The sequence below is a fragment of the Mucilaginibacter sp. P4_E8 genome (assembly GCF_056401495.1).
The window spans coordinates 1-10,982 of record NZ_JBFUJG010000151.1; the positions used below are offsets into that span (position 1 = coordinate 1).

Annotated in this window: 11 protein-coding genes; 4 read left to right on the forward strand and 7 right to left on the reverse strand. The window is 39.5% G+C overall.

What is annotated here, in order from left to right:
* The coding region (locus AC1DRQ_RS26555) for a hypothetical protein (RefSeq protein WP_477428398.1) at positions 1-332 on the forward strand (332 nt) is incomplete at its 5' end.
* 128 nt (positions 333-460) lie between these two features.
* Complete coding sequence (locus AC1DRQ_RS26560; protein WP_477428400.1) at positions 461-1,906, forward strand: DUF5723 family protein; 1,446 nt, start codon at positions 461-463, stop codon at positions 1,904-1,906.
* Here AC1DRQ_RS26560 and tsaB read toward each other — a convergent pair whose 3' ends face one another.
* From tsaB to rpmH, 4 genes are all read right to left on the reverse strand, one after another.
* Positions 1,907-2,599, reverse strand: coding sequence for a tRNA (adenosine(37)-N6)-threonylcarbamoyltransferase complex dimerization subunit type 1 TsaB (tsaB, locus tag AC1DRQ_RS26565; protein ID WP_477428402.1), 693 nt, complete (start codon positions 2,597-2,599; stop codon positions 1,907-1,909).
* Positions 2,600-2,694: 95 nt separating this feature from the next.
* Positions 2,695-2,937: a membrane protein insertion efficiency factor YidD gene (yidD, locus tag AC1DRQ_RS26570; protein WP_477428404.1), complete on the reverse strand. Its 243-nt coding sequence runs from the start codon at positions 2,935-2,937 to the stop codon at positions 2,695-2,697.
* Positions 2,938-2,939: 2 nt separating this feature from the next.
* Positions 2,940-3,353 carry a ribonuclease P protein component gene (rnpA, locus tag AC1DRQ_RS26575; RefSeq protein WP_477428406.1) on the reverse strand — a complete coding sequence of 138 codons (414 nt, stop codon included), beginning with the start codon at positions 3,351-3,353 and terminating at the stop codon, positions 2,940-2,942.
* A gap of 64 nt (positions 3,354-3,417) precedes the next feature.
* Positions 3,418-3,576 carry a 50S ribosomal protein L34 gene (gene rpmH, locus AC1DRQ_RS26580; RefSeq protein ID WP_076375290.1) on the reverse strand — a complete coding sequence of 53 codons (159 nt, stop codon included), beginning with the start codon at positions 3,574-3,576 and terminating at the stop codon, positions 3,418-3,420.
* Between the two features lie 134 nt (positions 3,577-3,710).
* Here rpmH and AC1DRQ_RS26585 point away from each other — a divergent pair, with 134 nt between their 5' ends.
* A complete protein-coding gene (locus AC1DRQ_RS26585; RefSeq protein ID WP_477428408.1) occupies positions 3,711-4,592 on the forward strand; it encodes a ChaN family lipoprotein in 882 nt (293 codons plus the stop codon).
* A 69-nt stretch (positions 4,593-4,661) separates the two neighbouring features.
* On the opposite strand, the gene mscL is transcribed toward AC1DRQ_RS26585, so the two are convergent.
* Positions 4,662-5,072 (reverse strand): large-conductance mechanosensitive channel protein MscL, encoded by a 411-nt coding sequence (gene mscL, locus AC1DRQ_RS26590; protein WP_477428410.1) that lies wholly within the window; start codon positions 5,070-5,072, stop codon positions 4,662-4,664.
* 181 nt (positions 5,073-5,253) lie between these two features.
* Between mscL and rpoN the strand changes: the two genes are divergently transcribed.
* Positions 5,254-6,729, forward strand: coding sequence for an RNA polymerase factor sigma-54 (rpoN, locus tag AC1DRQ_RS26595; RefSeq protein ID WP_429399385.1), 1,476 nt, complete (start codon positions 5,254-5,256; stop codon positions 6,727-6,729).
* 154 nt (positions 6,730-6,883) lie between these two features.
* On the opposite strand, the gene AC1DRQ_RS26600 is transcribed toward rpoN, so the two are convergent.
* Both AC1DRQ_RS26600 and AC1DRQ_RS26605 read right to left on the reverse strand, forming a co-directional pair.
* A complete protein-coding gene (locus AC1DRQ_RS26600; RefSeq protein ID WP_477428413.1) occupies positions 6,884-7,900 on the reverse strand; it encodes a PorP/SprF family type IX secretion system membrane protein in 1,017 nt (338 codons plus the stop codon).
* A gap of 3 nt (positions 7,901-7,903) precedes the next feature.
* Positions 7,904-10,982: PKD domain-containing protein (locus AC1DRQ_RS26605; protein WP_477428415.1), on the reverse strand; the 3,079-nt coding region annotated here is incomplete at its 5' end.

The following is a 10,982-nucleotide window of genomic DNA, read 5'->3' on the forward strand; positions in this document are numbered from 1 at the left end:
ACCTTGTGCTGGCCACTACCCCATCAGAACTGGTAAGCTATACCGATACTTACATCAATCGTAAATTTATAAGTAAGATTGAGCAATATAACCAGTTTGATGATTTACTGGCCGAAAGAAGCAATGTGGCTTTTTTCATCAACTTTAAAAACTCACAATCTATATTAAAAAGAGATTTGAAAGATCCTTTTTATGAGGCTTTTGAAAAAAACAATCCCGGCTGGAAAAGTTTTTACGCAGCGGCATGCCAGTTTGCTGCATCAGACAGGAACTTTTATACCAATTTCTGTATGCGCCTAAATAATGTTGATACCGCTGCTGTAAATAATTAGTTAATTTATAAAACCATATACCATCAATTACGTTAAAATGTAATATTGAACCTTAATTATTTATCAATATTCAATTTTGAAGCTTATCTTTAAGGCCGATACAAAAACTGAAGGCTGGTGAACATTGTATGAATAAAATCTTAATTGTTTTTTGCTTAATACTCCTCTCCCTATCGGCTTCAGCGCAACAATTTTCACAGTATAATACAGGCACTCTTTTTGATTCTTTTGAAAATCCTTCACAAAGATCATTCATACCCGATTCAAGCAGGCAGCTTGCATTTAATTTTCTGATACCAAATTTTGATGTTAATACCTATTTAACAGGAAATATGCAGCCGGGCGTTAAAAGCCGGCTATTTTCAAATAACGCTTATTATGATACTGAAAAATTAAAAATTGGTCAGAATAAATACAATCATTTTAATGCAAACATTAATGCCTATTCCATCATGTTTAAGGTGTTTACCAGTTTAAATGGCGATGTAGAGATGGGTTTTTCGGCACAGACAAAGGTTGAAAGCCGGGGCCTTTTTTCTGACGAGTCTCTTGCCTTGTTAAACGGCGCTTCAGATTTTCCCAGGAATACTTATAGTAATATATTTAATGATTCTTATAGCTACCAGGCTTATCATCAGATAGGTTTTTCATATCGCGAACGTATTAATAATAAAATTGCCCTGGGTTTTAAAATAAGCGGTTTACTTGGGATACAATATCAAAAAATCAATATTACAGAATCACAAATCAATTTTGACAGGACCGACCCCAGTAAGCCAACAGCTATTCTGGCCCTCAAAGGCCGTTATTATGATAGCTATATTCCCGGCCTTATGACATCGCATGATTACCTGCCAACATTCCGTAACCCTGGTGCTGCCATTAGTTTAGGCGCATCGTACAAAACGGATGATCATATAACTATACAAGCCAACGTAAAAGATCTTGGTTTTATACACTGGAGCAAACGGTCAAACATTTACAATTTTGACAACAGCGAGCCTTTAAATGATTTATCAACGGCACATCGCGAGGATACCATTTACAACAGGACCCATAAATTATTAAAAAATAATGGTGTGATGCAATCATTCACAACACCAATAAATGGCCGTGCCGAATTGAGCGCTACTAAAAGCTATTGGCTTGGCGATAATAACACATTAAAATATTCACCAACGCTCATTGCCTCGAAAGAATTATTTTTTACAGGTTTTACAGGGGCTTTGGTTAACCACTTTCAGTTTGGCTTGTGCACAGCTACCCTTACAACCAGTTATGATGATATGAAATTTTTCAACGTTGGTACTCAATTTATGATCAAATCGCCCAATGTTGAGTTTTTTGTAGGTACTGACAGGTTAATAAATACAGGCAGACTTGCACTGGCCTCTTTACAAAACACAACCCAAATAATGCATGAAGGAAATTACTCAGGTGGCGATTTCTATTTAGGGTTTACTTTAAAGTTTGGGCACGTAATTGAACATCCAATGAATGCCAGCACCATCCCTATGGGCGAAAAGGGATTTTTAGGTCGCTTATTTGGGCGCCTCTTTAAAACCAATCAATAATTACAGAGCTTTCTTTCCGGCTATAAAATCCTTGAGATAATAAGGTTCAAAATACGCCACATCCTCAAATTCCTTTTTATCGAACTTTTCTGCTGCTTTCTGGGTAAGAAAGGTTGCCGAATTAACAAAGCCCGGTAAAAATTTGGCGTTGTTGTTGGCTCCTAAAACGGCCTCGCATTTATCGGCGCCATCGCCAAAAAATAAAATCTTATGGTTGCTTAAATGCTCGTTAAAACTATGCTCATCAATAATATCCGCAGCAGTAGCCCGTACTTTTAAGCCACCAGTATTAAACAAGGCACAGTAAACCTCCATGCGCCGAGCATCAATCATGGGGCATAAAAGAATGTCTTTATCAACGGCGATAATTTTTTCGCCTATTATGCCGTATGCCATAGCTTCCAGCGTTTCAATGGCTATAAGCGGCTTATTAAGAGCAAAACACAAACCCTTGGCTGTTGATACACCAATACGCAAGCCCGTATATGAGCCCGGGCCACAGCTAACTGCAATAGCATCAAGATCGTTATAGGTTAAGGTCGCGGTATTTATCAGTTCATCAATAAATAAGGTAATTACCTCAGCATGTATATTACGTTCATTCACCTGTTTAAAAGCCAAAACTTTGCCATCAATGGCCAATGCTACTGAACAGGAAGTGGTTGCGGTTTCAATTTGTAAAATAACACTCATCTTTTTTAGTCTTGAGTTATGAGTCTTGAGTTATGAATTCTGACTTTAGGCGCTTATGACTTATTACCCGGAACTCAGGACTCAGAACTTAAAATTCAAGGAACTGGATCATGGCCATGCCCACCCMAGGGGTGGCAGCTGGCAATCCGTTTTAAAGTTAACCATCCGCCTTTGAAGGCTCCATGCTTTTTTATAGCCTCAACACCGTATTGGGAACATGTTGGCGTGTATCTGCATGAAGCACTGGTAAGTGGCGAAATAAAGTATTGGTATATTTTTATCAGCAATATAAAAATGGCTCCAATAAGCGCCTTCAATATCCTGATTACAGCATTCATATTTATTTTGCCTGGATATTATTTGTAGTTACCAATTGCTCTCCAAGCTGGCTCAACAGCTTCAACATTTTTTTTTCGATAACGCTATAGGGAACAATTTCCTTACCAATATACCCAACCGACAGCACAATTGTTTTATCGGCGGCCTGCAATAAATTATATAGATTTTGTTGCTTGTGCAGTCTGTATGACTCGCGCATGCATCTTTTTATTAAATTTCGGTCAACAGCGTGCTTATACCGTCTTTTTGAAACCGAAAACAAGATTTGTGCAGGGTAAGATTGTGGCTCAGTATGATACAACCACGAAGCTTTGAAGGGATAACACAAAAAAGAAGAGCCGTTATGAAAAAGCTTATCAATAAGCCTTTTATTACATAACCGTTCTTCTTTTTTAAAAGTATACATAGTTGCCATATTTGAACCGGAATTAAAGCAGATAAACGGTCCATGTCCCTATGAAAGGACCAAGCAACCAAGTTTATGCTTTATGACGACCCTCGTCAGAAACTGATAATCTTTTTCTGCCTTTTGCTCTTCTGGCTGCTAATATTCTTCTACCGTTAGCAGTTGACATGCGTTCACGGAATCCGTGTTTATTTCTTCTTTTTCTTTGAGAAGGCTGAAACGTTCTTTTCATGGCTATTTTATTCTATTCGTCGTTTTAAAAACAAGAGCGCAAATGTAGTAATATTTTGAAACATTTCAAATACTATTTTTCTTATTTGGTCGTCAGTGTTTCTTACTGTAAATTAAACGTTTTAAAACCATAATATGAAATCATTAGCAATCCTGCTCTTAATATGTTTATCATCAATTGCTTTTGGCCAGGATATGCAGGCTTCTCATTATAAAATATACAGTTCAGCAACTCAAAAACCGGTAACCATTGCCGATATTATTGATAAAACCGCCAAAGCCGATGTAGTATTTTTTGGCGAGGAACACAATGATTCAACTGCTCACTATCTTGAATATGCTTTATTTAAAGGCTTAACAGAAAAATATCCACACCAAACAGCACTCTCTATGGAGATGTTTCAAACCGACTGCCAGTTGGTGTTAAATGAATATTTAGGTGGCCTTATTCGCGAAAAGAACCTGATAAGTGATGCGCGTGCCTGGCCCAACTATAAAGATTACCGCCCGTTGGTTGAGTTAGCCAAACTTAACCAGTTACCCGTTATTGCTGCCAATGCTCCTTCGCGTTATACCAATATGGTTACCCGTAACGGATTGAGCAGTTTACAGTCATTAAGTGCACAAGCCAAAAGCTATCTTGCCCCCCTACCTATTGATACTGCTACAGGAGCTTATTATGATAAATTTGTGAAAATAATGGGTGGCCACGAAGCTATGGCCGGTATGCAGATCTATCAATCACAAAATCTGTGGGATGCTACCATGGGCTGGTCAATAGCGCAATTTTATAAAAGTCATCCTGGTTACAAGATATTACAGCTAAATGGTGGTTTTCATAGCGAGGAAAAATTGGGAGTGGTTGCCCAGCTAAAAAAATACGCGCCAAATGTGCGCGTACTAACCATAGCAGCTTACGCTGATTATAACTTTGATAACCCCGATTGGACAAAGTTTAAACAACTGGCCGATTATATTATTTTAACAGATCCAAAGCTGATTAAGGATAAGGACTGACAGATAAAGGACAAAGGATACTAATATTACTATTTGTCTTTTGTCCCTTATCTATAAATCTTTCATCTATTAGGCTTTTTTCGCTAATAGATCACGAATTTCGGTAAGTAAAATTTCTTCTTTTGTTGGTACAGGTTCAGCAGCTGGTGCAGCTTCTTCAGGTTTTTTAAGCGAGTTTATTGCTTTTACAACCATAAAAATACAAAAAGCGACAATCAGGAATTCGATTACGGTGTTAATAAAATTTCCATAGTTGACAGAGACATCAGCTATTTTTTTGGCCGGGTCGCCTTCTTTTATCAGAACCTTTAAGTTTTTAAAGTCAATGCCACCGGTTAAATAGCCAATGGGCGGCATGATAACGTCATTTACCAGGGAGGTAACTATTTTACCAAAGGCCGCCCCGATAATAACACCCACTGCAAGGTCAACAACGTTGCCGCGCATGGCGAACTCCTTAAATTCCTTAATAATTGCCATAATGATAGATTTTAGATTATTGGAATAACTAATTAAATAGGCTTTAGTTTATCTAATGTAGCGAATAAATTTTAATGCCTTTCAAACAAATTATTTTTTTGATATTTAATACCATTGTTCATCATGCCATAAGATATTTTAAAGTTAATGGTAATTGATGTATTTTTGGCAACATCTTATTATGCTTAAACAGAATCTTCAACAAAAACTTTTACAAAAACTTTCACCGCAGCAAATACAATTTATAAAGTTGCTGCAGGTGCCTACTGTGTCGCTTGATACAAGGATAAAAGAAGAACTGGAAGAAAACCCTGCGCTTGAAGATCTGAGCCTGACTAATTTAAATGAACCTGAAGAACAATATCCTGACCGTGACCCGGATGAAGACACCTATAACGGTGATGAGGAAAAGGGCGAGATGGATGAATTTAACATAGATGACTACCTACAGGAAGACAATGTGAACGACTATGGATCGCGCTACGATCAAAATGGCGACGATGAAGACGAACGCAAAGAGATACCCATTGCTGTACAAAGCTCGTTTTTTGAAAGCTTACAACTACAGCTTGACCTGTTGCCACTAAGCGATAAGGACTTTAGGATAGGTAAGCAAATTATTGGTAGTTTGGATGACGATGGCTATTTACGCCGCCCTATTATGTCATTAACTGACGACCTTGCGTTTTCGCAAAATGTAATGGCCGAGGATGAAGAGGTGGAGGATATGCTAAAAGTGATACAGGGCTTTGATCCCGCTGGTGTTGGCGCACGCAGCCTGCAGGAATGCCTGCTGATACAGCTTCGTAAAAAAGATCCTAATGACCCTATTATAGCAAAAGCCATTATTGTTGTTGAACAATACCTTGACGAGTTTACCCGCAAGCATTATGATAAGCTTGAAAAATCACTGAACATGGGCTCGGATGAGCTGCGTGGCGTGATCAACGAGATTTTAAAGCTCAATCCCAAGCCCGGCGACTCGAATGAACTAAATACCAAACAAATGCAGGTGATACCTGATTTTCATATCACCAATAACGATGGTACGCTGATACTTACACTTAACTCCAAAAACGCGCCTGAGCTTAGGGTAAGCCGCTCTTATCAGGAAATGTTTCAGCATTATGATAAGGCAGCGCAAAAGGATAAAAAACTAAAGGAGGCAGTACAGTTTGTAAAGCAAAAGCTCGACTCGGCCAAGTGGTTTATTGATGCTATTAAACAGCGTCAGCAAACTTTGCTAAAAACCATGAATGCCATTATGCAGTACCAGTACGAGTTTTTTTTAACCGGCGACGATAAAAACCTGAAACCTATGATTCTGAAGGATATTGCCGACAGGATAAACATGGATATTTCAACCGTATCGCGGGTGGCCAACTCCAAATATGTACAAACTGAGTTTGGCACCTTCCTGCTAAAATCATTCTTCTCCGAAGCTATTCAAACTGAAAGCGGCGAAGAGGTATCAAACAAAGAAGTAAAAAAGATCCTGGAAGAACATATAGGCAATGAGGACAAACGCCACCCTTTAGCCGATGAAAAACTGACTGACATACTCAAAGATGCCGGCTATAACATTGCCCGCCGCACAGTAGCCAAATACCGCGAACAGATGAATATTCCGGTAGCAAGGTTAAGAAGGGAGCTGTAGAGCCAGCCCCCCAGCCCCCTAAAGGGGGAGCTCTTGATTAGCTTATTTATCCCTTAAAATATTAAATAGAAAATGCCCTGATTCATTTTTCAATCAGGGCATTTTCTATTTACTTTAAAATAGTCAAGAGCTCCCCCTTTAGGGGGCCGGGGGGCTAAAACGTATGCTGTGCGCTGCTTACTTTATAGCGGTTGTTGAGTAAGATCCCTATAACAATTTCATGTGTGCCATTACTTACTGTATTTAGTGCCGAAGTGGTAAAATCATAGGAATAGCCAAGATTTACAAATGAACTTAAGTTAATACCCACCAGCGCGGCATAAGAGTCATTATGTCTGTACGAGCCGCCTATCCAAAGTTTATCCTGGAACGATAACTTCATGTTGATATCATAGGTTGTGGGTACCGGCTTTATATATTTAAACAGTACTGATGGAATAAGGGTAACATCATCAGATAAAAAAACCTTGAACCCACCGGTTAAAAAATAATGCGGTACKGTTTTATTTTGATAGGCATTTGTTTTACTGGTTATATACAGATTTTGAGGCAGTATTTGCTGAGCCGAAACACCTATAAAATAATCTGACGAATAGGCCCATATTCCTATTCCCAGATCTGGTTTCCACTGGTTATTGTCCAAATTGTTAAATATCGGATCTGAAGGGTCGGCGGTAGTAATTTGCGACATGTTAAGCACGTTATGGCTAAAACCCGCAGATACGCCAACTGCCAGATTTAGTCTTTCAGTTAAACCCAGGTGATAAGCATAAGTTGCATCAATATTGGTTTGGGTGATGGGCCCTGTTTTATCAGACACGATGGTTAAACCAATACCGTGATGCGGCTCTGCTGCCTGGTATTGTTGCGTATATAACCTGCTTGATGGATTAACCCCTCCGCTTGCCGGAAAAGCGGTAGCATCGCCCTGTATGAAATTTTTGCCTATAGGCGCGTTTATTGATAAATAACCAGTTACAGGCGCCCCTTCCAGGCCGGTCCACTGGCTGCGATACCCGGCTTTAACATCCGTATAATTTTCAATACCTGATAGCGCGGGGTTTAACAAGTAATTATTAAAGATATACTGTGTGTATTGCGGTCGTTGTTGTGCTTTAACTAATGGCACACAGGCAATAAAAAAAATAATTGTATATAAGGTTCTTTTCATTATTTATCTAATGATGGTTACACTCCCTGACATCGCCTTGCGGCCATTCTTTGGATTTATTATATAATAATAGGTACCTGCCGGAACATTAGTGCCTTTATATCTGCCATCCCAGGGCATGCTATAACCAATTGACGAATATAGCTTTTCTCCGTATCTGTTGTATATCTCAACCGTATTATTTGGATATGTTGTTAAGTATTTTATTTCCCACTGGTCATTATAACCATCGCCATTGGGTGTAAATGTATTTGGTATAATTATTTTTTTCAATACATTGATGTTTATCTCATCCATAGCCATGCAATTGGCGCCCGAAGTCACTATCAATTGATAGGTGGTATTTTCTGTTGGGCTTACAACCGGGTTTAGTACATCATCATGATCCAAACCTGTTGATGGATACCACTTATACGTAACGCCGGGGCTTGCTGTTGCTTTAATAGTTATCTGCGTACCTTCAAGCATGGTAATATCATCACCTGCTGATACTGTTGGCGAAGGATAAACTGTGATGTGCTGTTTTTCTACATCGGCGCAGCCATTTTGAGCTGTATAAACATAGTTTATCTCAAATGTGCCGGTGCCGGCCACTGCCGGGTTAAACAATCCACCTGCACTTACTCCCGGCCCTGAAAACACTCCGGAACCAGCAGGCCCCTGAATGGACGGTTGCAACTGCACCGGCGCACTTTCCGGACAAAGGGAAGGCACCTGGGTAAATGTGATAACCGGCGCTGCTTTTAAAGTAATCAGCAGGTTATCATTATTATCATTACATACACCTCCCGAATAAGCTATGATCTTTACATTTTTATTACGGGTTCCATCCGTAAATTGAGGATAGGTATAACTTAGTTGTTGCCCTGGGGTTGGATGGTCATATACTTTTAAAGTTGAAGGATCAGCGGCATCGTAAATAACTTCGATCCTGGTTATTATACCCGAATTAACCGTGGAATGGTTTACAAAAATCACCTCCTTGTTACTGCACAGATCGGTAGGGTTAAGCACCTCTATAGCCGCTTTAACAACATCCCCATTAACACCAAATGTTTGAGTTTTTGCATTCGTGCAGCCATATTTTGATGTTACAGTTAGCGTTACCTGGTAATTGCCCGCCGCGGCATATGTATGTTTTGGATTTTTTTCGGCAGATGTATTCATGTCGCCAAAATCCCATTTATAAGTAAAGTCGGTCTCCGTATGATCGGCAATCGAGCTCATATTATTAAACTGCACCTGATCACTAACGCAGGCATCGGGCAAAGTAAAATCAGCCTGGGGTAATTCATGTACCACCACAGTTTTGGCCATCACCTCACTTGCACAATCATTAGCATTCACAACAGTTAATTTAACAGTATAGGAGCCGGCGGCGGTATACAAATGTGTAAAAGGGGCGTTATCCGTTTTTGTTATGATTTCCTGGCCATCCCCAAAATCCCAAAGCCATTTGGTTATTGCTTTGTCAACCGGTATGGAGTGATCTGTGAAAGTAATATCCATTGCAGGGCAATCAAGTGCCGAAAAACTAAAATCAGCTACCGGCTTATTGCCTATATGCACAGGAATAAGGTCAGATACATTACTGCAGTCATTTTGGTTCATAATGGTTAGCCTTACTTTGTAATCACCTGGCAAAGCGTAAGTATGCGATGGGTTTTGTACCACTGATGTTTGCCCGTCGCCAAAGTCCCACAGCCAGGTTTTTATGTCTGTGCCGTTTGTTTCTGACATATCTTTAAACACAGTAGTATCACCAATACAGGTACCGGTAAACGAAAATTTACCAACAGGCGGATCTGAAATATTAAAATCGAGTTCTACGTCCTCATATGAGCCGCAATCATCGGCTACCGGGTTAAAAATAGTTGCAACTACGCTATAATCACCAGAGGAATAAGATTTACTGGTAGCATATTCATAAATGTACAGGGTTTTACCATCCTTTATTACGGTTGATTTTACAACAGGGTTAGCATCGGTAAAAGTGGTTCCGTCTTTAAAGTCCCATTTAATATTATTGGTTTTAAAAGGCAGGGTGAGCTGTAGTTTATAAGTTACCTCGCTGCAACCATTAGGTTGTGTAGCATGAGTTACAGGATCCTCCAGGGCAATAAACTCGTTCAGGTTTTTCAGATTGGTGCCTGCTGCGTAACCGTATGATTCGGCATTACCAAACCCATAGGCAATCGCATTAAAACCATCTGCCGCGCTTATATGGTGTACTCCTGCATCAACTTTAATTTGTGCATATGAATATACCGGATTACCTGGCACCGTTGTAAAATTAGTATAAGGAATGCCATCAAGTGCAAATGTGGGCACAGCATTTTTTTTGATGAGTACATTGATGTAATTATCAATAATATTGTAGTTACTGGTTGAGTTTAGGGTAACATGATCAAGTGTTTGCTCCAATGGATTAAGGTATATCATTTCGGGGTCACCAACATCACCCTTAATATCGCCACAAAAAATTGATTTAAATTGTGTTACCGCATACTGAACCACCTGTATGGGCTTATCAGCCGTAATGGTATTAGGCTCCTGGGAGTTAAATTCATAATAAAGCCCCCCGGCAAACTGACCTGCAGTAAGGTTAGTTCCGTTTAATTTTACGGTTGTATTAGGATCACTCAGTATGATCCTGAAAACATCATAATTGCGCGCTTTTAACGGAACGGTTATATAACTTTTTCCCCACGATGAAGTTGGATAAACCTGTTGAAAAAGATTATCAGACGAATAATTCTCTGTTTTACAACCAATAGCAATTTTTGAACTGCCCGAAAAAACAGCTACCTTTTTACATGAACCCGCAACATTACTAATGGTGCGGATACGGGTACCCGTAAGGTCAAATGCCGAAAGCCCCTGATAAACTTCACCTTTTTTTAAAGTTATAGTAAAAGGCCGATTTGCCGCTCTGCCATCAAGAAGTGTTTGCATTGGTGTTATTTCAACCGTAGTATTATCTTCGGTACCAATAACCGCAAAAGTTGAATAAGAGGGGCCTCCTGTTGGCTCCCCATGTTCTCCGGTACCCACCGAGTTGGATAACTGGGTATAGTTAATA

Coding starts and splice junctions, on each gene's coding strand:
- rpoN (WP_429399385.1), top strand. CDS start 5,254: ATGCTTAAACAGAATCTTCAACAAAAACTTTTACAAAAACTTTCACCG.
- mscL (WP_477428410.1), bottom strand. CDS start 5,072: ATGGCAATTATTAAGGAATTTAAGGAGTTCGCCATGCGCGGCAACGTT.
- rpmH (WP_076375290.1), bottom strand. CDS start 3,576: ATGAAAAGAACGTTTCAGCCTTCTCAAAGAAAAAGAAGAAATAAACAC.
- rnpA (WP_477428406.1), bottom strand. CDS start 3,353: ATGGCAACTATGTATACTTTTAAAAAAGAAGAACGGTTATGTAATAAA.
- AC1DRQ_RS26585 (WP_477428408.1), top strand. CDS start 3,711: ATGAAATCATTAGCAATCCTGCTCTTAATATGTTTATCATCAATTGCT.
- AC1DRQ_RS26560 (WP_477428400.1), top strand. CDS start 461: ATGAATAAAATCTTAATTGTTTTTTGCTTAATACTCCTCTCCCTATCG.
- tsaB (WP_477428402.1), bottom strand. CDS start 2,599: ATGAGTGTTATTTTACAAATTGAAACCGCAACCACTTCCTGTTCAGTA.